Here is a 21,890-nt window from a genome sequence, read left to right as displayed (position 1 = left end):
AGGAGGATAATAAATGAATACTAAAAAACTACAAAACTTTGCTTCCCACTATGCAATCTATCTTGTCTTGGTGGTATTAATTGCTGCAATTACAGCTTACAATCCAGCATTCCTTTCTTTTAGCTCATTACGCGATATTTTAATTCAGTCATCCACAAGAACGATTATCGCACTTGGGGTCGCATTTGTACTTATCACAGCAGGAACGGATCTATCCGCTGGTCGTGTCGTAGGATTAACTGCAGTTATAGCAGCATCCATGTTACAGAAGGCAGAGTATGCCGCTCGATTCTTCCCTGATCTTCCGCAATTAAATTATATTATCCCGATTGCACTTGCTGTATTTGTCGGTCTACTCTGTGGACTTGTCAATGGAATTATCGTTGCTAAGTTAAGTGTACCACCATTTATCGCAACATTAGGAACGATGGTAGCAGTTTTTGGTGTAAACTCATTATATTTCGATATGGCACCAAATAACTCTCAACCAATTGGTGGACTTCGTGATGATTTTAAGAATTTAGGTACAGGAGCAATCGGTAGCGGTGAATATTCCTTGCCCTATATTGTACTTATTGCAATATTTGTATCATTCATCGTATGGGTTGTCTTCAACAAAACAAAGCTTGGTAAGAATATGTATGCTATTGGTGGTAACATTCAAGCGGCCAAAGTATCCGGAATAAATGTAGCTAAATATTTGATTATCATCTATGCAATTGCTGGTTCCCTTTATGGTCTAGCTGGTGTGCTAGAGGCAGCAAGAACGGGTGGAGCTACGAACAGTTACGGAAACATGTACGAGCTTGATGCCATTGCGGCGTGTGTTGTTGGTGGTGTATCGACAACAGGCGGAATTGGTACGGTTCCAGGTGTTGTAGTTGGAGTATTGATCTTCACAATCATTAACTATGGATTGACGTTTATCGGTATTAGTCCATATTGGCAGTTGATTATCAAAGGTCTAATCATCGTTGCTGCAGTTGCATTTGATATGCGTAAATATGCAGCTAAGAAGTAAGACATCTGAACAAAATGTCATTTAATTAACATTGCTTAACCTATATAAACACACCTTATAAATGGGTGTGTTTATATAGGTTATTTGGTGTTTTTAAAGTTTAATGAGTTGTGACTTCCAGTATTTGCGGGTTTAAATTGAAATATGACATGTTACAATGAATTTGTTGCTGATGACAACATTGTAACCAGTTAAATAGATAGTCCGGATGAAGTGAACACAAATATGGATTCTAAGGAGCGATATATATATGAAGACAACCGTGATAAGAAAAATAATGGTGGGAACAGTAGCTGGGGCAATTGCAATAGGGATCTCATTACCAGGGTCTGCATCTGCCGCTTCCGAAGCAATCAATAACAACACAACTCAAAAGTTTAGTAACTTTAATAGCCTTACAACCTATCTACAAGACTGGATTAACAATAATGGCGGTAAGGTAAATGTTTCGATCGATAAAGTAGAGACTATTACAAAGCCAAGCACACCAGTGACTAAACCGAACACACCACCGATTGATGCAACAGTAGACAAATCGAGTGTTACATCTCAGGTCGTGGAACTTGTGAATAAGGAACGTAGTAAAGCCGGATTGAAGCCATTAGTCAGCGATGCTAAGTTAGCTAACATGGCGCTAGATAAAGCCAAAGATATGAGTAATAATAATTACTTTGCACATCAATCACCAACATTTGGTTCGCCATTTGATATGATGAAACAATATGGTATCTCTTATAGTTATGCAGGTGAGAACATTGCCAAGGGTCAGAAGACTCCAGCAGATGTGATGCAAGCTTGGATGAATAGTGAGGGACATCGTGCGAATATATTGAGCACGAATTTCACTACCATTGGTGTTGGTTATTTCAACGGGCACTGGGTGCAAGAGTTTATTAGTAAATAAAATATGAAATGACCGTTTGCGGCTATACCGTCCCTATTTAGGGATAGTATAGCCTTTTTTGGTTACTTCATTTGGTTGGCCATTTGCAAATTAAGCATATAAGTCTTAATGTGAATATAGTTAAGCCATACAGATTAACAGTTATAGCTAATGTGGCTATGAACGAATTTATTAAGTATTGGTGGAGGGATGAACATTGAATAGAACGAATTGGATCTGGCGAAGTGTAAGTCTCATTTCAATCGTAACAACGGTGATGTTGTTAGTTGGCTTCATGTATGCAGTGATAGATATCAATGTCCCACAGACAGGAACAGAGCTAACTTCACCGGCTCCATCATTGGGCGCAGGCGTGTCCCAACCATTGGATCAGAAGAAGGAATACAACATCTCAGCGATTGGTGATTCACTTGCAAAAGGAACGGGTGACGACACAGGTAGAGGATTTGTGAAAAGAAGTGTTGAACTGCTCTCAGATAAAAGTGGTAAAAAAACAACTTTAATAAATAATTTAGGTATTAACGGGCTAACCACTACGGGTTTACTGGCAAAATTAGATGAGGTTGGTGTGCAGTACGTGCTGAAACAATCAGATATCATCATCCTATCAATTGGCGGTAATGATCTATTTCAAGGTGTGCAACAAGTAGCATCCAAGGGCACTACAAAGACTGAATCCTTTGATTCAGAGCAAGTTCCACAAGGGTTAACCGCAGAGAATCTTCGAAGTGTGCTACCTACATCATCAGCGCAACTTCAGCTTGTTGTAGAGGAAATACGAAGTATTAATCCAAAGGCATACATCATTTACGTGGGATTATACAACCCATTCAGTGATATAAAGCAATTATCGAGCATAGGCAACGAGGTTGTATCCACTTGGAATACCATTGCCCAAACCATAGTGAATAATGACAAGAACATGGTTCTAGTGCCTACATACGACCTGTTCTCACTACATATGAAGTCATATTTAGCATCAGACCATTTTCATCCCAATGGGGATGGATATCAACAAATCGCTAACCGTATTGTTCAGGGCATACAGTAATCTAGATTAGCGAAAGGGGAGAAATGCCTATGACTAAATTAAAGAGTAGAGATAATGATAATCCGAACGAAGTCGTTCTATCGGTAGAACATGTGAGTAAGAAGATAGGGAAGCATATGATTATTAAGGATATATCCTTTGAAGTGACTGCTGGTGAAATTTTTGGCTTCTTAGGTCCAAATGGGGCGGGTAAAACAACTACGATACGTATGTTAGTCGACCTTATCAAGCCAACTCGTGGTCAGATTAAAGTATATGGGTACGATGTGAATCGTGATCAGGAGAATGCCTTACGTTATGTAGGATCGATTGTCGAGAATCCAGAGGTCTATACATACTTGAGCGGATGGGAGAATCTTGAGCATTTCGCACGAATGCAAAAGGGAATAGATGCGAAGAGAATTCATGAAGTTGTAGCTATTGTGAATCTGGATAAACGCATACATGATAAAGTACGGACCTATTCGCTTGGTATGCGTCAAAGGCTCGGTATTGCGCAAGCTTTATTAGGTCGTCCTAAATTACTGATATTGGACGAACCTACCAATGGATTAGATCCTAAAGGAATTAAAGAACTTCGTGAATTCATTAGACAATTGGCAGCGGATGGGATGGGTGTATTCGTATCTAGTCATCTTTTGAGTGAAATTCAATTGCTATGTGATCGTGTGGCGATCATCAGTCAGGGTAGTGTGCTCGCTATAGGGGAAGTGAATGAACTGGTATCAGCAAATGCGGGATATGTGATCTGGGATGTAGAGCCAATATTTGAAGGACGAAATATGTTGTTAGCTTGTGAAGGTGTTCAAGTATTGGATGCTACGGAGTATATACTAGCTGATACTATTATTGCAGGAATGACTGCGAATTCAGTCGTTACACAAATGGATGAAGAAAGCGTATCATCAATGGTTACTCAACTCGTTAATGCAGGTATTGCTGTAAAAGGTGTCCACCAGATCAATCCAACGTTAGAACAATTATTTCTACAAATGACGGCAGGTGACAACATTGAGTAATATACTTCCTTTGATTAAAAATGAATGTATCAAGCTTATCAAAAAGAAACGATTCTATATTATTCTACTTATTTTGATAACACTCGTGCCTATGTTTACCTATGCCCAAATGCGTTCATCCCAACTAAGTCAAGATAAGTTCAATGGAGATTGGAGATTGGAAACACAACAGCAGATTACCGACAATCAGAATTCTCTAGGAAGTGACCGTATACCTGAAGAATGGAAGAAATATAGACTTATCTTTATACAACAACTTCAGTATTATTTAGATCATGATGTGAATCCTAAAGAACCGAATGGGGTTACATTTACAAGGCAATTCATGGATAACTCGATAACCTTGTTTATTCCACTGCTTATTATGGCTATCGCATCAGACATTGTCTCAGGTGAAAGAACGACAGGTACCATCAAGATGTTATTAACAAGGCCGGTCAAAAGGTGGAAGATTCTACTGAGTAAGATGATTGCGATGATTATGTTCGTATCACTTATCATATTATCTACATTTGTAATTAGTTATCTTATTTCTGGGGCGTTCTTCGGGTATAAAGGATTTGATATGCCTGTATTTACTGGATTTCAAATGTCGGGTACTAATGTGGACACATCCTCTGTACATGCGATTGCACAGTGGGAATATTTATTAATGCAATGTGGGTTAATCTGGTATGTTGCTGTAACTGTAGCTTTACTGGCATTTATGGTATCTGTATTAGTCAAAAGTACAGCTGCAAGTATTGTTGTTATGATGGCATCCTTAATTGCTGGAAGTATTCTAACAAATATGGCATCTTCATGGACAAGCGCTAAATATTTGTTTATGGTAAACTTACAATTAACCAACTATTTATCGGGAACACCCGCTCCCATTGAAGGGATGAATCTTAATTTTTCGTTGATAATACTAGGGGTTTGGGCTCTTGGCGCCGTTATTGTTTCATTCGTTGTCTTTACGAAACGGGATATCTTGAATTAGAATGGACTAAGAAGCAGAAACATTTGTTTGCATGTATGTAATAATAACCTACATAAAGATGTATAGAGGAGGAGCATGAATGGTCGAGCAGATCGATTTGTTTGCAAAGTCATCCAAAGCAGGCGTTAAAGACCAAGCTGGATACGATGTTGACGACATTCAAGTGCTCGAAGGTCTAGCTGCAGTTCGCAAAAGACCAGGAATGTATATTGGTAGTACAAGTACCTCGGGTCTTCATCACCTGTTATGGGAAATCGTAGATAATGCGGTGGATGAACACCTTGCCAAATACTGCACAAGAATTGAAATTACCCTAAACAAAGATGGGTCTGTAACTGTGATTGATAATGGACGCGGAATCCCAACAGGAATGCATAAAACAGGCATACCAACACCACAAGTTGTCTTTACGATTCTACATGCTGGAGGTAAATTCGGCGGTTCGGGTTATAAGAAGTCAGGCGGACTACATGGTGTGGGTGCCTCTGTAACGAATGCTTTATCGGAATGGCTTGAAGTGGAGATTTATCGCGATGGTAAAATTCACCGCCAACGTTTCGAATATTGGGTTGATCCAAATGGTAAGGAACATGTCGGTGAACCTTCAACGACACTTGAAGTATTAGGGAATACGAACAAAACCGGAACGAAAGTAACATTCAAGCCTGATACGCGAGTATTTACTGCAGGAATACAACTAAATTATGATACGTTGGCTGAACGTGTAATGGAGCTTGCCTTTTTGAATTCGGGGCTTCGAATTGTTCTTAAGGATAATAGAGCGGACAAAGAAGATGAGTTCTATTATGAGGGTGGCGCGAGTCAGTTTGTCGAATACTTAAATGAAGGCAAGGATGTTCTTCATGACGTGATACACTTCAATGCAGAGAAAGATGATGTTGAAGTTGAGGTAGCCCTTCAATATAATGCGGGCTATACGGAGACGCTAGCTTCATTCGTCAACTCCATTCCAACACGAGGTGGGGGAACGCATGAGACAGGATTCAAGGCGGCTTATACGCGTGTTTTGAATGATTATGCGAGAAAATCTAATCTCCTTAAAGAAAAAGATAAAAACTTAGAAGGTTCAGATTTGCGCGAGGGTATGATGGCTGTCATCAGTATTAAGATGTCGGATGTTGAATTTGTAGGTCAGACGAAGGATCAACTTGGTAGTGCATCAGCGCGAAGTATGGTGGATGCTATCGTCTCTGAGAAAATGCAAATCTTTTTAGAAGAGAATCCACAGGTCGCTCAATCATTGATCAAGAAATCTGTGCAGGCTTCCAGAGCACGTGAAGCGGCAAGAAAAGCCCGAGACGATATCAGAACAGGTAAGAAGCGTAGTGAGAGCTCAAATCTGAATGGTAAGTTAACACCTGCACAATCAAAAGACGTTACCCGCACCGAATTGTTTATTGTCGAAGGAGATTCCGCTGGTGGTTCAGCGAAGCAAGGGCGTGATTCTAAACTTCAGGCCATTCTACCGCTAAAAGGAAAACCGTTGAATCCAGAGAAGGCGAAGCTTGCGGATGTCCTTAAGAATGAGGAATATCGTGCTATCGTATCTGCGATCGGTGCTGGCATTGGAACTGAATTTGATGTGAATGATAGCAATTATTCTAAAGTTATTATTATGACGGATGCCGATACGGATGGGGCACATATCCAGGCATTGCTTTTGACGTTCTTTTATCGCTATATGAAGCCACTTATAGATGCAGGTCGGGTCTATATTGCACAGCCCCCATTGTATAAAATCACTCGTAAATCGGGTAAGCTCGAGACGATGAGATATGCTTGGACGGATGAGGAACTTACCAATTATTTGAAGGAATTCGGAGATAAGTATGAATTGCAACGGTATAAAGGACTTGGAGAAATGAATCCTGAGCAATTGTGGGAAACGACGATGAATCCAGAACAAAGAACATTACTGAAAGTCGAGATCGTCGACACAGCTAAAGCTGAGCGTCGCGTATCCACACTCATGGGAGATAAAGTGGAGCCACGTAAACGTTGGATTGTAGATAATGTAGACTTTACAGATGTTGTAGAATAGAAGGTGAAAATGTGGGCTTATCAGAAGAATTTCTACCCGTATATTTAGAAGAAGTTGTTGGAGATCGTTTCGGTAGGTATTCCAAATACATTATTCAAGATCGTGCTATACCTGATGTGCGAGATGGATTAAAGCCAGTTCAACGCCGAATATTATATTCGATGTACGATTCTGGTAATATGCCAGATAAACCATATCGGAAATCAGCAAAAGCGGTCGGTGATGTGATGGGTAACTATCACCCTCACGGTGACTCATCTATTTATGATGGCATGGTTCGTATGGCTCAACCTTGGAAGATGGGACATACGCTTATTGATGGACACGGGAACTGGGGATCTATTGATGATGATCCTGCAGCAGCAATGCGTTATACAGAAGCTAGATTATCTCCCATTGCCTTAGAATTACTGAGAGATATCGAGAAAGGCACGGTTCTATTCAAGGATAACTTCGATAACACAACACAAGAACCAAGTGTGTTACCTTCTAGATATCCGAACTTACTTGTGAATGGTGCCAGTGGTATTTCCGCTGGTTTTGCTACTGAAATTCCACCGCATAATTTGCGAGAAGTGATTGATGCTTGTATCGCCGTTATGCAGAAACCTGAGATTGAACTTGAAGAATTAATGACATTCATCAAAGGCCCCGACTTTCCATTAGGCGGAACAATTATGGGTGGAGAGGGAATCAAGGATGCTTACAGAACAGGTAAAGGTCGCATCTACTTAAGATCTAAGACGGAAATTGAATTTCTACGTGGTGGGAAGCAACAGATCGTGATTACAGAGATTCCCTTTCAAGTCGTCAAATCACGCTTAGTTACAGCAATGGAGAATATTCGTTTGGAGAAGAAGATCGAAGGTATTGCTGAAGTTCGTGACGAGAGTGGTCGAGAAGGATTACGTATTGTCGTAGAGCTGAAGAAAGAAGCAGATGGACAAGGAATTTTAGCGTATTTGTTAAAGAAAACTGATTTGCAGGTTACGTACAACTTCAATATGGTTGCCATAGTGAATAAAGCACCGCAACAACTAGGACTTAAGCCTATTTTGACAGCATATATTAACCATCAACGTGAAGTGGTTACACGTAGAACCAAATTTGATCTTAACAAAGCTGAAGATCGTCTACATGTGCTAGAAGGGCTAGTTAAGGCTCTTAACATTTTAGATGAAGTCATAGCTGCCATTAAAGCTTCCAAGAACCGTCAGGATGCACAGAACAACTTAGAGTGGATGTTTGGCTTTACAGCGAGACAAGCAGATTCTATTCTAACGTTACAGCTATATCGGATCACGAACCTAGAGATTACGACTTTAATGAAGGAAATGGAAGAGATTGAGAAGAAAGTGACTCAACTTCGTGCCATTTTGGAGAGTGATAAGAAATTAGTTGCAGTAATTCGCAAAGAACTGATGGATATCAGAGATAAATATGGCATAGATCGCAGATCTTCTATTCAAGGTGAAGTGGAAGAGATCAAGGTGAATCTTGAAGTGTTGGTCAGCTCCGAAGATGTGATTGTAACGCTATCCAAAGATGGTTATATTAAGCGTACAAGCATGCAATCCTTTACTCGTTCAGGTGGAGACCGTGATGGTTCAGGGGTAAAAGACGGTGACTATTTAAGAAAAGTAATGGAGCTTAACACACTTGATAATCTGCTCGTTTTCACACAAAAGGGTCAATATTTCATGTTGCCTGTTCATCTTATTCCAGAATTTAAGTGGAAAGATGCAGGTACTGCTATCGTCAATCTTATAAACTTATCGAAAGAGGATGCCATTGTGGGTGTGATCCATGCAACCAAGATGGATGATCCTGCTCTGAGTCTCGTGTTTGTAACCAAGAACGGCCAAGTGAAACGTACTGAGTTGAAAGAATATATGACTACTCGATCTAATGCAGTTGCTGCCTGTAAAGTTTCAGATGAAGACAGGATTATCTCTGTTACCATGAGTGACAATAGTAAAGACATTCTATTGGTCAGTAAACTTGGAATGAGTATTCGCTTCAAAGAACAAGAGGTCAACCCAATGGGTCGTGTATCTGGTGGTGTCCGAGGCATACAATTGCGTGACGACGATCAAGTGATTGCTGCGCTTTGGGTAGATGAAGATGAAGGAGAGATCCTTACAGTCAGTGATATTGGGTATGCTAAACGTTCACTATTGGTCGATTATTTACCACAAAGTAGAGGTGGAAAAGGCGTAGTTACCTTTGAGTTCAAGGAAGGTAGACGTGTGAAGCCTAATGGTATTCATTTAGCAGGTGCATTCTATAGCAAAGATCCTATGGAGATTATTGCTGTAAGTAAAACGGGAATCTCCAATATCATCTTATCTGAGAAAGCACCGATTGCAGAACGTAAATCAACGGGTAAACAATTAGTTCAGCTAGATAAAAATGACCAAATTATTGACTTATTCAAAAAATAAACAGCTATTATGAAGAAGACATCCGCGGAAATGTGCGTAACGTGTATGTCTTCTTTTTTAATTTTGGTCGAAGTAGGAAGGAAATGGAACATTTATCTCGAAATTTAATGTTATGATAGATTGGCAAGTGAATAATATTCATTACTATTGTTTAATCATAGAAAGGCAGGTATACCATTGCAGACTTCTGAATTCGCTAAATTATGGTCCCAGCTTACCAAAGATTATAAACTACATATGGATAGTGAACTAACACCTATGCTGACAGAATCCCAATTGACGGTATTAGAAGTGATTATCGAGCGTGGCACAATGAAACCATCGGATTTCATCCCTTATTTAACCACAAGTCCAGCTGCCGTTACCATGTTACTGGATCGAATGGAGAAGGCGGGTCTATTAACAAGAGAACGAGATAATGATGACCGAAGGATTGTCTGGGTTACAATTACTGAGAATGGTAAAGAACAAGCAGAACGCGGCATGCAAATTCGAGATGCATTTCTCTCCAATATGTTAAACCGTATATCATCACATAATCAGCAACTTTTAATTTATCTTCTTGGTAAGATTACTGCAAAAGTGGTATGATTTCATGTGAATTCGTAATGTCATAAAAAGGAGTCATACATATGCACAAAATGGGGCTTATCAGAAATCCCAAACAAAGAAAATTATTAATTGCAGTTGGATTAAGTTGGCTTTTTGATGCCATGGATGTTGGAATTATTTCATTTATCGTTGCTGCGCTTAAACAAGAATGGAGTCTCTCACCAGGTCAGATCGGATTCCTTACCAGTATAAGTTCAGTCGGAATGGTGCTTGGAGCTGCATTAGCAGGCATCATGGCAGATCGTTATGGACGTAAAGCCATTTTATTGTGGACATTGTTAATCTTCTCTATTGCGAGTGGGTTATCTGCCTTGGCTACTGGGTTTGCTGTATTGTGTGTGTTTCGGTTCATATCTGGTATTGGATTAGGTGGAGAACTTCCGGTTGCATCCACATTAGTATCGGAATCTGTTCCTAGTAATGAGCGTGGTCGAGCGGTTGTTCTATTGGAAAGTTTCTGGGCGATAGGATGGATATGTGCAGCGCTTATTGCATACTTCATCATACCCAAATTCGGTTGGCAAGCAGCATTTGTTATTGGTGCACTTCCCGCATTCTATGCACTATATCTAAGACGGGCAATTGAGGATCCTCCTCGCTTCTTAGAACAAAAAGGTCAACGTAGACCTACATTACGGGAAAAACTATCTCAAGTATGGTCTGTCCAATATAGACGTTCTACGATTATGTTGTGGATCTTATGGTTCACGGTCGTATTCTCTTATTATGGCATGTTTCTGTGGTTACCAACGGTTATGACGTTAAAGGGGTTTAGTTTGGTTAAAAGTTTCGAATATGTTCTAATCATGACTTTAGCGCAACTACCAGGTTACTTCACAGCAGCCTATTTCATTGAGAAATTCGGACGTAAGTTTGTGTTGGTAACCTACTTAGTTATGACGGCTGTAAGTGCTGCTTGGTTCGGATATTCAACATCTGTAGGCATGTTAATAACCTCAGGTATCTTCTTATCCTTCTTCAACTTAGGAGCATGGGGAGGTCTGTATGCGTACAGCCCAGAGTTATATCCTACGAAAGTAAGAACGACGGGTGTGGGTCTGGCTACAGCTATGGGACGTGTGGGTGGTGTCATTGCACCATTACTCGTAGGGTTACTAGTATCACGTGATATCGCAATAAACGTCATCTTTAGCATGTTCTTCGTTGTGATTCTCATTGGAGCGTTTGCCGTTCTCTTTCTAGGTAAAGAAACGAAGGGTATCGAACTAGAAGATGTATAGTGGCTTATAAATCTTTGAATAATACACTACTATGTTATGTTAGGGGAGGGAGCCCGAGCATGGACATACGTAGTGTATTTGTAATTGTAGCCGGATTGTAACTAGGGTTATCGCTGTAACTGTGTTCGTGACTCTAAGTATGCTCTAAGCTATAACTAGAGTAACTAGATAGGCACCTGTGGCATTAACGGTAGCTAGTTCTAGTTCTAGTTCTGCTTTCGCTTCTACGCTAACGGAAATGAGCGACCTTATTATGCTCAAATCCGCTCTGTTGAAATTGTAACGGAACTGAGTAACTCTATTGGGTCTGTTTTATGCGGTTTAGTCTGTTTAATAAGAAATAGAGGCCTGTATATCCGTTACAATTTCATGTTGGTGCTATTTGTTAGTTTAGTGTCTGTGGGTTCCGTTAAAGAATCCGAATGGTGCGAGATGGTTCGCGTACGATAACTAGCATGGTAACACGTTCGAAAAAACGTTGTGATGCGATAACGGTAAGCTACAATAACGATACATTGCAAAGAGGCTCAAATGGAGTTGGGATAGCAATTCTCAGCAATACAACAGCCAAATGCTAATTGTCGCAAATAAAAACCTGTTCAATGATGAACAGGTTGGTTGTGTGTCGTATGATATTCAAGGAGAAGGGAGTTCATACTAACGTGATAATTAGATAAGATCCTCTTCGTCTTCTAAGGAATCCTCAATGTCTGATTCTACTTCTTCATCAAGACCTTCAACATCATCTACAACGTCTTCTGCAACTTCTTCCTCAGCAGATTCTTCGTTAACGACTTCTTCCGTCAAGTCTTCTGTAGACTCAGATACTTCTTCTGCGATTACTTCCTCTTCTAATACAACTTCATTTTCGAATTCTCCCATAATAATCCCTCCGTTTATACACTTAGTTCACTAAGCGTAGATCTAATATATCATTATCTCATAGAAAATATTGTCACTTTGTGTGTGCGCAAACGATAAATTTTCTGCTATATTCTGATCATAATCTATGTAATTGTATATGATTCTATCTTGGTATAGTCAACTTTTGCAGATTTATAGAATGAGTATCATCGAGTGTGATAAGATAAATCTAATGTCTAACAAAAAGAGTATAAGGGTGATATTGTGCAAACGTTAAGTGATGTTATTTTTGATATGGATGTATTTGATGAATTTGGTTGGGAGTTAGAGAATATTAAAACGATGAAGCTAAACGGGACAGAGATTACGGTGAAGTATCTTAACTTTGTTCTGCAAAAAGGGGATACGGTTGAGGTCGAGACGTTAGCAGGAAAGATATATTCAGAGCAAATCCGTTAAGTTAGAGTAGTTACCCATAACAAATATCCCCCTTAAAGTTTACTCAGCGCTCATGATGACATGAATCTTCTGAATGTTAACTTCAAAGGGGGATTATTTGTGTGATAAGATGCTGTTCCTATGGAAGTACATTTCCCGCAGCTCTATATATTTCATACCACTCTGGTCTTGTAAGATTAATAGTGGATGCTTTACAAATATCTTTTAAGCGATTTACATTCGTTGTTCCAACGATAGGTTGGATTCTAGCAGGGTGTCGAAGTATCCATGCAATGGCTATTGCACTATTCGAAACGCCTTTTAGTTCAGATAATTCATCGATTTTCTTGTTAAGCTCCGGAAATTTATCGTTATTTAAGAAGACACCTTCAAAGAACCCGTACTGAAAAGGGGACCAGGCTTGAATTGTAATATTCTTTAGCCTGCAATAATCTAGTATACTTCCGTCCCGGTCAATAGATCGGTCAACTTGCATGTTTACGTTCAGACCTGAATCGATCATTCCCGTATTCGTAATACTTAGCTGCAATTGATTGATGATGAGATCATGATCCAAGTGCTTCTGAAGCAATTCAATCTGCATAGGTTTCTGATTACTAATTCCGAAATGTCGTACTTTACCGCTATCTCGCAAAATAGTGAAAGCTTCATTAACTTCTTCGGGTTCCACTAGTGTATCTGGACGATGTAGTAGAAGTACGTCAATATAATCGGTTTGAAGTCGCTTCAGACTATCCTCAACAGAGGCTACAATATGCTCCTTAGAGAAATCGAAGTAACCTGGACGAATCCCACATTTGGTCTGGATAATCATCTTTTCTCTGATACTAGCATTCATATCAATGGCTTGTGCGAAAAGCTCCTCGGATTTACCACCGCCATAAATATCTGCGTGATCGAAAAAGTCGATGCCTTCATCCATAGCTGTATGGATGAGTGTAGAAGCATCCTGTTTAGATAGATCTACAATTCTCATACACCCGAGGGAAATCTCTGATGCACTAAGCTCACTTTTACCTAGATTCATTTGTTTCATAATGACACCTCTTTCAAAGAATTTGTATTAGGATAGCTGGTTAATTTCATGTGGCCATAAATCCCAAGGGTATTCGGATGGAGGGGAGGATACCAACGTAACCTCTTCCTTCGTCACCGGATGAGGGAAGCCAACCAATACAGACCACAAAGCAATTTGTTGTCCAACTTTATTGAGTTGACTACCATACTTTTGATCCCCAAAGAGTGGATGACCTGCATGGCTAAACTGTACACGTATCTGATGTGATCTACCCGTGAGTAGTTCGACTTGTACAAGACTTAACTTTTCCGTCGTACCGATAACTTTGTAATCCAGAATCGCTTCTTTTGCGCCATCTGTACCTTTAGGAACAACGGTCACGGTATTCGTCTTAGAGTCTTTTAATAGCATATCTGTAAGTCTACCTTGGGTAGACTTGAGATGGCCATGAATGACGGCCAAGTAGACTTTGCGAAAGTCGCGGCTACGGACACAATCCGATAAACGGGAAGCGGCTTTAGATGTTTTGGCAAAGATCATCGCCCCTCCGACAGGTCGATCCAGTCTATGAATAAGACCAACATAGACGTTGCCGGGCTTTTGATAACGATCCTTTATGTCCTGTTTAAGAATATTAACGAGATCTGGATCTCCTGATGCGTCTTCTTGCGTTGGTACATTCACAGGTTTAATGATGCCCAGAAGATGGTTATCTTCATAAAGAATAGGTATGCGTGAACCCGATGTGTCTACATCATTCATGAACTTAAGCCTCCCAGCGACCTAGTATTCCACAAGGTAGTGTAAGTCCAGAAGATGAAATAGGTAATCCAATTTCGCCCGAAGATAACGTTCCCCCAAATTTCTGAGACATCGTCATGGAGTACATATTGTTCAGAACGGTTGGTGATATTCCAGTCGTGTAGGAATTGATAAGCATAAAGAGAGGCTTGTCCGACATGATCTCCATACAACTTTCCAGGAATGGATACAAGCTTGTCTCCAGCTTCCACATCTCACCACCGGGTCCTCGTCCGTAGGACGGGGGATCCATAATGATGGCATCGTATTTATTACCACGACGTTGTTCGCGTTGTACAAATTTAAATACATCATCTGTGATAAAACGAACAGGACGGTTGGCAAGACCGGACAGTTGAACGTTCTCTTTTGCCCACTGTACCATGCCTTTTGCCGCATCGACATGTACCACTTCTGCACCAGCATAAGCCGCAGCAACCGTAGCACCACCTGTGTATGCGAATAGATTTAATACTTTTATCGGACGACCCGCATCCGCAATTTTATCCATCATCCAACGCCAATTCACTGCTTGTTCAGGAAAAAGTCCTGTATGTTTGAAGCTGGTAGGTTTGATATGGAATTTCAATTTATCGTATGAAATAGTCCAACGCTCCGGGATCGGTTTCTTCATATCCCATTGACCACCACCTGCAGAGCTACGTGTGTAGTGACCATGAACTTTACGCCATGATTCTGATTCATTCTTTAATGGCCAGATAATCTGTGGGTCGGGTCTGCGTAAGAAGATATCGCCCCATCTTTCCAATTTATCTCCATCACCTGTGTCTAGTAATTCATAGTCTTTCCAATCTTGTGCTACATACATCATTTATCCATCCTTCATTTCAGTCTATAAGTCGTTTAGTCTATATTGTACATCATTATTCCTGCATAATGCATCCCAATCGAATGAGATTAGTGACTAATTCCATTATGTTGGATCTATCATCCCGTATATTGATAATAATCTTGCTTCGTTTGGGTAGCGAAACCGCAGGATTCATATAATTTCAAGGCTATAGGGTTATCAACAGCAACTTCAATCCATAATTCCTTCTCGGAAGACTGTTCTTGTTCGATAATTAGATGAAGAGTGCTTTGTCCAATACCTTGACCACGTTGTGCTTGTTCTACTGTGAAAGCGTATATCCACGTTTCTGTTTCTAAATGCAACACATTGATCTTACCAACCGATTTACCATCGTACTCAATCATATACATATTCTGAAGACCGTCGGAAGTTATTTCCTGATACATATCAAGTACATCCTGATCACTCATTCCAAAACCATCTTTATCAAGACGTATTATGGTATCCATATCATTATGAATAGCTCTGCGGATCATTATCTGTTTGCATTGAATATGTTCATCTATGGATAATGTCGCTCTCCCTTGTGTGGAGATCCACTTCATTTGGTATTCTGAACTCTCATATCGGCAGGGAATGCCATGAAGAAACTGTGTTCCTGATATTGATGCGGCTGGTGAATTAAGCAATAACGAAGAGAAACCAGTGATGACTGAATCTTGTAGGGCTTCTTTTAATAAAAAAGTGAAAATTCCTTTACGTCGATAATCAGGATGAACCATACCACATATCTCGAGCTTACTCCCGAACTTATAAACACCAAGGAAACCGATTAGTGTTTCACCTTTATAATGGTAATAATCAGATTTGACATGTGCTTGTCGAGTACGTAACATGTCCCAGTTCAGCTTAAGCGTTAATCGTTCAGTACTCTCACATATATGTTGAAGAGATAGAATATCTTCAAGCTGTTGTTCGGTTAGCATATAGATGCTCCTCCTTATTGCCCTCTATACGAAGAGGATTCTGTAATTAATGATTAAATATTACACTTAAGTGTAGATGAATGCTATAAGTTGAAAAGTTATGGATAAATAATAGGCATGTACCAGTTACTCACTTAAGGGCTGAAGAATATGCTGTATTTATATAATGCCTAGAGGGTGAATGTTATGGGAATGAAGAACGGCTCACAATATATGAATCAAATTGATCGCGCGCATCCCGAGGTATGGTTACAAGGTGATAAAATATCGAGTAAACTGTCCGATCACAAGGCATTCCGTGGTCTTATGAGAACTCAAGCGAGTCTATACGATATGCAACATGAGCAACCGTATATCAATCGAATGAGTTATCGTTCGCCAACAACGGGAAATCGCGTGGGGTTATCATACTTACAACCTAGAAGTAAACAAGATTTGGCTAGACGTCGGGTGATGATGTCCCTATGGGGTGAACGGCATCATGGGATGATGGGGCGCTCTCCAGATTATATGAATACAGCGCTTATGGCTTTTCAATCCTGTGCGAAATTGTTGGCAGAGGATTCACCTATGTTAGAAAGTAATCTGAGAAATTATTATGAGTATTGCCGTGAGAATGATATCACGCTTTCACATGTATTTGTACAGCCACAAGCGAGTAGAGTGGTTCAGTGGATGGCTGATGGTTCGTTTGATACTTCCGCAGCTAAGATCGTGGAGCGTAATCAAGATGGAATCATAATCAAAGGTGCATTTCTTCTAGCAACACAAGGAATAACAGCGGATGAGATATGGGTACACCCGCCAGTATCGTCACAACTCCAAGAAAAGAATAATCCGAATACCTTCGTATTCGCAGTTCCTAATAATCTACCAGGAATGAAGTGGATATGTAGGGAGAGTATGGTTGGTGGGGATTCACATTATGATTATCCATTAAGCTCACGTTTTGAGGAAATGGATACATTGGTCATATTTGATCATGTATTAGTGCCATGGCATCGAGTGTTTGTGGATGGGAACGATCGATTGTCACAGCAGTTGTTCAGTGAAAGCGGATTTCACACACATTCAGCACATCATGTATTGTGTAGATATATCGCCAAATCAGAGTTTTGTCTGGGTGTTGTATTACAAATGGTTGAATCCCTTGATATTGGAACCTATCCGAATATTATCGAAAAGGTAACTGAAATCATGGTTCATGTGGAGACCCTGAAGTCCTTACTTATGGCTTCGGAGGTCAATGCGGTCGTTGATCGATGGGGTAGTATGCTGCCTGATCGTAACCCCTTATGGTCCGCAAATGTATTATTCCCGACCATCTATCCACGAATGATGGATATAATTCAAATTATAGGAGCTAGTGGATTAATTATGATTCCATCACAGTCGGATTTCAATACCGAGATGAAGTCTTACTTAGATACCTATCTCAAAGGAAATGATCGTGATGCGCAGGATAAAGTGCAGCTATTTAGATTGGCTTGGGAGCTTAGTACAAGTGGATTCGGGGGACGTCAAGAATTATATGAGAGATTCTTTTTTGGAGATGCTAATACCGTAAATAAAAGGCTATACCATGGGTATTCCCATACAAATAAATACATGAACCAAGTGAAGGACTTCTTAAAATAATAATGAAGTGACATAATCACGAATTCACGTGAATATTTATATATAGGGGAACGTCCGGGTAACATGGAGAGAGAAACCGTCCGAAAGAGCCATCCTGATAAAAGATGGAGGCGGACGGATATGACCGTAGAACAACTTATTCAATTGCTCGTATTAATGATTGTCATTATGGAGCTCGTGGTAAGAAAAGGGAAATCATAAGATAGACATGAATAAAAGATGAGCACCAAATGTAAAGTCAGTATAATAGATATGGGGATGGTATCATTTGATACTATCCCTATATCTATTTGTATGTGGAAAATGCAAAAACCTTATGTAAACAGCTTCCTATATGTTATAGTTTACTATTCATTTGGTTTATTAATATTTATAATAGGAGTGTTGAAATGAAAAGGACAATTTTTGTTGTAGCCATAATTTCTCTTATGATATTGTCAGGATGTAACAAATCACAAGCTGGAACTGGTAATGAATCAAGTGAAGAAACGATAATAGACTCAGTTCAAAGTCATGAGATAGTTTCTGAACAATCTGCGAAATACGTATTGAATCAACTTGAAACCCAAGAATTTACGATACAAGGAGAAGATATTCATAATAACGATGATGAAACGATTATTCGTTTTGGAAAGTCATTTGTTAACCTATACAATGGTGCAGTTGAAGAGCAAGAGAAAGTATCCTTCGACCAATATATTTCGAACGAAAATTTACGAGAATTTGCAGATAAAACACTGGAACTGACACAAAAACAAGATTTACAAGGTGGACATGGTATAAATTATGGGTTAAACAATGAATTTCAACAAGTTAAGCTACAACATATAGATGATAATCTGGCTTATCTTGAACTACCTTTTGAATTTGAAGGTTCAGGAATGAGTTGCAACTTGCTAATTACTGCAGAAAATAAACATTTAAAGATTGTAGATATGTATTTTGGAAGTAAAGATGGAGTCGATACATTTGCTACAGGTCATCCTGCGGATCGAAAGTTAAATGACGCCAATCTGTGGCAAAATCAGAAATGGATAAACGACGTTTTTGATAAGTTGAAAGTTTTTGAAGAAAAGTTAATGAATTAATATAGCGTGAATCAATTATGATTCCGTCACTGTCGGATTTCAATACCGAGATGAAGCCTTACTTAGATAGCTATCTCAAGGGAAATGATCGTGAGGAAAAGGATCATATAGATTTGTAATCTCATGCTAATAAGGAACACTGTAGGGGATATTTCCTCTACGGTGTTTCTTTCTTTGAATTTAAACGCAACTTATTCCTAAACAAGACAACTAGTAGTATGAACCCAAAAGTGAAATGGCGTGTGAACAGATTGAATATTATAAAAAGTATCTTATTTTAATATTACTGATTGCTCATTATCATGGTTGAACTACCATTCAAATCCATAAATGTATGAACGTTGAATGGGTATATTAATTATGATTTATCTGCTGTTAGATATGAATTAACGGTTAATAGTGATTTCATAAAGACATCTACTGCCATCGTGGTTGTTCTTTCTTGGTGTAGGATAATGCTGAGTTCTCGCTCTAGTGTATTATCTTTGATACGTAATTCTGAAATATCACCGCTTTCGAGCTCTTTTTTAACAACCCAACGAGATAGAATAGCAATACCCAACCCTGACATGACAGCTTCTTTGATCGCTTGATTACTATTAAGGATATAAGAACGCTTAACGTTGAGATTAGTCATTTTTATAAATTGATTACTAAAGTTGCGTGTTCCTGAACCATCTTCCCTAGTGACCCACACTTGATTTTGCAAAGCTTTTGGTTCGATAACAGGAATAGTAGAAAGTGGATGATCGTTTGATGCTACGACAATCATCGTATCTTTCATATAGGGTGTAATACTGAGATCAGTTGCATAGGTCTGTCCCTCAATGATCCCAATATCTAGTACACCAGAACGAACACCTTGAATAATTTCTTCTGTATTAGCAATGTTTACTTGTATCTCGACTTGAGGGTATTGATTGGCGAATTCAGCTAATTTTTGAGGTAGAATATACTCGCCGATCGTATAGCTAGCACCAATCTGTAACGTTCCAGTCACCTCATTTTGAAGTAAATGAACCAATTGGGTTGCTTCATCATAGAGTATCATCATTTGTTTGGCTCGTTTATAAAGAATTTCACCAGCTTCGGTTAATCTCACTTGTTTGGATGATCGATGTAATAATTTAGCACCCATTTCATTTTCTAGATTACGAATATGAAGACTAACACCGGGCTGAGAAAGGTTAAGTAACTTCGCTGCTTTTGAAAAATGACGCTGTTCCGTCACGGTTACGAATACACGGAGTGAATCTACAATCATAATTATCCCTCATGACCATTTGATTTTCTAACTTAATATCATCATTTTATCCTCAATTAAGTATAGGAACAAGTCCAATCATAAGTATTTATTATGATTGATATAGCAAATCTGTATTTCAATTTTTCTGAGCCATGTCTTATAGTAAATAGCATAGATAGTCTGAATGAACGACATCAGGATCGGGAGTATAGATAAGGAAGGTGAATATGGATATGAACGAGATTAGAGAGAAACGGATTGGCTTTCTTCAAGGGTTACTGATTACCTTCATTATTGCTATTGTCGCTAAGTACTTAGCCCTGTTACCATTTTTGAGTATTATGGGTCAGCTTGTGATTGCGATCATCATTGGTATCGCTTATAGAGCATTTATCGGCGTACCGAAAAATGCTGGCGTTGGGATTTCATTCTCAAGTAAGAAGTTATTACGTCTAGGTATTATATTTCTAGGAATGAGACTGAATCTGATGGATATTGTACATGCTGGTCCTAAAGTGTTGATCATAGCAATTATTAATATTGCTTTTACACTAGTTGTTGTATATGCATTAGCCCGTTGGCTTAAAGTGGATAAGAACCTTGGTATTTTAACTGCATGTGGAACAGCGATATGCGGTGCCGCTGCTGTAGTGGCGATTTCGCCACAATTGAAAGCAAGCGATGATGAAACAGCTGTTGCCGCTGCTAATGTTGCCATTCTTGGTACGATATTTACCCTAGCCTATACGGTGCTTTATCCATTCTTAAATTTAAGTCCTGCGGGATACGGTATATTCGCAGGAGGAACGCTTCATGAGATCGCACATGTCATTGCTGCTGCCGCACCAGGAGGACAAGAAGCAGTTGACCTTGCGGTAATCGTCAAGTTAACGCGTGTCGGGATGCTTGTTCCGATTGCTATATGTATTGGGATTTGGACAAGACGGCAAGAAAACCGTATCAGCAACACGGTTGCAAGTAAGATGAGTTGGAGAGAGATTCCGATTCCATGGTTCATCGTTGGATTCTTACTGATGAGTGGTGTGAATACGCTAGATGTTATCCCTAAAGTGCTTACTGGACAGATCATCACGTTGGCCTACTTACTTATTGCTATGGCAATGGCGGGCTTAGGCTTAGGTGTTGAAATTGCAACGTTCCGTCGTTTAGGTATGAAATCAATTGTAGCCGGTGGCTTAGGTTCGATCTTGCTATCTGTCCTTGGATACGTATTAGTAATCGCACTAGGACTAAGATAGTCGTCACGATGTAATATTCTTATGGAAACAAAACCCGAAAGTGCATTTATGATGTACTTACGAGGTTTGTTTTTTTTTTTTTGAAATCAGCTTACCTTAGACTGCCGCGTTTTATTTACAGTTATTTAGTGATCATTGTAATAACCATAATGCTATCAATAATAGGGTAATACCATATGCGAGAATCTTAACTGAATGAAAGGGAAAAATCCAAATTTTTCTTGTGATCGAAGTGTTATAAAAAAGAATGATAGAAAGAAAAGAGAGATTTATAATATTCGGTCAAATAAAATGACAAATTAGGTAATGAAATTAAATTCTATCGTGATTGTATAGTAAGGGTATTCGCCAATTTATTCATTTTGGAGTAGATGTCCATGA

At 39.4% G+C, this 21,890-nt stretch carries 20 protein-coding genes; 14 read left to right on the top strand and 6 right to left on the bottom strand.

The annotated features are described in order from the left end of the window. Positions 1–13: 13 nt before the first annotated feature. The 9 genes from mglC (at position 14) to ACH8E3_RS00490 (ending at position 11,336) form a co-directional block, all read left to right on the top strand. A complete protein-coding gene (mglC, locus tag ACH8E3_RS00530) occupies positions 14–1,021 on the top strand; it encodes a galactose/methyl galactoside ABC transporter permease MglC (protein WP_458630630.1) in 1,008 nt (335 codons plus the stop codon). Between the two features lie 250 nt (positions 1,022–1,271). Continuing rightward, positions 1,272–1,925 carry a CAP domain-containing protein gene (locus tag ACH8E3_RS00525; protein WP_458630629.1) on the top strand — a complete coding sequence of 218 codons (654 nt, stop codon included), beginning with the start codon at positions 1,272–1,274 and terminating at the stop codon, positions 1,923–1,925. Positions 1,926–2,121: 196 nt separating this feature from the next. Next, positions 2,122–2,976 (top strand): GDSL-type esterase/lipase family protein, encoded by an 855-nt coding sequence (locus ACH8E3_RS00520; protein WP_458630628.1) that lies wholly within the window; start codon positions 2,122–2,124, stop codon positions 2,974–2,976. Between the two features lie 29 nt (positions 2,977–3,005). After that, positions 3,006–3,995 carry an ABC transporter ATP-binding protein gene (locus ACH8E3_RS00515; RefSeq protein ID WP_458630627.1) on the top strand — a complete coding sequence of 330 codons (990 nt, stop codon included), beginning with the start codon at positions 3,006–3,008 and terminating at the stop codon, positions 3,993–3,995. Then, positions 3,988–4,977 carry an ABC transporter permease gene (locus tag ACH8E3_RS00510; protein ID WP_458630626.1) on the top strand — a complete coding sequence of 330 codons (990 nt, stop codon included), beginning with the start codon at positions 3,988–3,990 and terminating at the stop codon, positions 4,975–4,977. The genes ACH8E3_RS00515 and ACH8E3_RS00510 overlap by 8 nt, the downstream gene beginning before the upstream one ends. Positions 4,978–5,056: 79 nt before the next feature. Further along, positions 5,057–7,039, top strand: coding sequence for a DNA topoisomerase IV subunit B (gene parE / locus ACH8E3_RS00505; protein WP_458630625.1), 1,983 nt, complete (start codon positions 5,057–5,059; stop codon positions 7,037–7,039). Between the two features lie 11 nt (positions 7,040–7,050). Next, positions 7,051–9,483, top strand: coding sequence for a DNA topoisomerase IV subunit A (parC, locus tag ACH8E3_RS00500; protein WP_458630624.1), 2,433 nt, complete (start codon positions 7,051–7,053; stop codon positions 9,481–9,483). Between the two features lie 177 nt (positions 9,484–9,660). Beyond that, a complete protein-coding gene (locus ACH8E3_RS00495; RefSeq protein WP_458630623.1) occupies positions 9,661–10,074 on the top strand; it encodes a MarR family winged helix-turn-helix transcriptional regulator in 414 nt (137 codons plus the stop codon). Positions 10,075–10,115: 41 nt separating this feature from the next. Continuing rightward, a complete protein-coding gene (locus ACH8E3_RS00490; RefSeq protein WP_458630622.1) occupies positions 10,116–11,336 on the top strand; it encodes an MFS transporter in 1,221 nt (406 codons plus the stop codon). Between the two features lie 669 nt (positions 11,337–12,005). Here the strand turns inward: ACH8E3_RS00490 and ACH8E3_RS00485 are convergent. Next, positions 12,006–12,218 carry a hypothetical protein gene (locus ACH8E3_RS00485; protein WP_458630621.1) on the bottom strand — a complete coding sequence of 71 codons (213 nt, stop codon included), beginning with the start codon at positions 12,216–12,218 and terminating at the stop codon, positions 12,006–12,008. A gap of 246 nt (positions 12,219–12,464) precedes the next feature. Here ACH8E3_RS00485 and ACH8E3_RS00480 point away from each other — a divergent pair, with 246 nt between their 5' ends. Beyond that, complete coding sequence (locus tag ACH8E3_RS00480) at positions 12,465–12,659, top strand: hypothetical protein (protein WP_458630620.1); 195 nt, start codon at positions 12,465–12,467, stop codon at positions 12,657–12,659. A 118-nt stretch (positions 12,660–12,777) separates the two neighbouring features. On the opposite strand, the gene ACH8E3_RS00475 is transcribed toward ACH8E3_RS00480, so the two are convergent. The 4 genes from ACH8E3_RS00475 to ACH8E3_RS00460 all read right to left on the bottom strand — a co-directional run bounded on the left by ACH8E3_RS00475 (position 12,778) and on the right by ACH8E3_RS00460 (position 16,278). Next, entirely contained in the window at positions 12,778–13,695 is a 918-nt protein-coding gene (locus ACH8E3_RS00475; protein WP_458630619.1) for an aldo/keto reductase, read from the bottom strand. Positions 13,696–13,722: 27 nt separating this feature from the next. Further along, positions 13,723–14,439 carry an RluA family pseudouridine synthase gene (locus tag ACH8E3_RS00470; RefSeq protein WP_458630618.1) on the bottom strand — a complete coding sequence of 239 codons (717 nt, stop codon included), beginning with the start codon at positions 14,437–14,439 and terminating at the stop codon, positions 13,723–13,725. Between the two features lie 4 nt (positions 14,440–14,443). After that, the gene (locus ACH8E3_RS00465) at positions 14,444–15,307 is read right to left on the bottom strand and encodes a class I SAM-dependent methyltransferase (protein WP_458630888.1); all 864 of its coding nucleotides are present in this window, start codon (positions 15,305–15,307) and stop codon (positions 14,444–14,446) included. 119 nt (positions 15,308–15,426) lie between these two features. Then, positions 15,427–16,278, bottom strand: coding sequence for a GNAT family N-acetyltransferase (locus ACH8E3_RS00460; protein WP_458630617.1), 852 nt, complete (start codon positions 16,276–16,278; stop codon positions 15,427–15,429). A gap of 186 nt (positions 16,279–16,464) precedes the next feature. Here ACH8E3_RS00460 and hpaB point away from each other — a divergent pair, with 186 nt between their 5' ends. The 3 genes from hpaB (at position 16,465) to ACH8E3_RS00445 (ending at position 19,004) form a co-directional block, all read left to right on the top strand. Beyond that, the gene (hpaB, locus tag ACH8E3_RS00455) at positions 16,465–17,916 is read left to right on the top strand and encodes a 4-hydroxyphenylacetate 3-monooxygenase, oxygenase component (protein WP_458630616.1); all 1,452 of its coding nucleotides are present in this window, start codon (positions 16,465–16,467) and stop codon (positions 17,914–17,916) included. A gap of 63 nt (positions 17,917–17,979) precedes the next feature. Further along, positions 17,980–18,117: a hypothetical protein gene (locus ACH8E3_RS00450; RefSeq protein WP_458630615.1), complete on the top strand. Its 138-nt coding sequence runs from the start codon at positions 17,980–17,982 to the stop codon at positions 18,115–18,117. Positions 18,118–18,305: 188 nt separating this feature from the next. Next, entirely contained in the window at positions 18,306–19,004 is a 699-nt protein-coding gene (locus ACH8E3_RS00445; RefSeq protein WP_458630614.1) for a hypothetical protein, read from the top strand. A gap of 358 nt (positions 19,005–19,362) precedes the next feature. Here ACH8E3_RS00445 and ACH8E3_RS00440 read toward each other — a convergent pair whose 3' ends face one another. Beyond that, positions 19,363–20,268, bottom strand: a complete 906-nt coding sequence (locus ACH8E3_RS00440) for a LysR family transcriptional regulator (protein ID WP_458630613.1) — start codon at positions 20,266–20,268, stop codon at positions 19,363–19,365. Positions 20,269–20,477: 209 nt separating this feature from the next. On the opposite strand from ACH8E3_RS00440, the gene ACH8E3_RS00435 reads away from it, so the two are divergent. Next, the gene (locus ACH8E3_RS00435; protein WP_458630612.1) at positions 20,478–21,509 is read left to right on the top strand and encodes a YeiH family protein; all 1,032 of its coding nucleotides are present in this window, start codon (positions 20,478–20,480) and stop codon (positions 21,507–21,509) included. Positions 21,510–21,890 lie beyond the last annotated feature (381 nt).

The organism is Paenibacillus sp. CMAA1364 (assembly GCF_054373195.1).
This window is presented reverse-complemented; position numbering and strand designations above follow the sequence as displayed.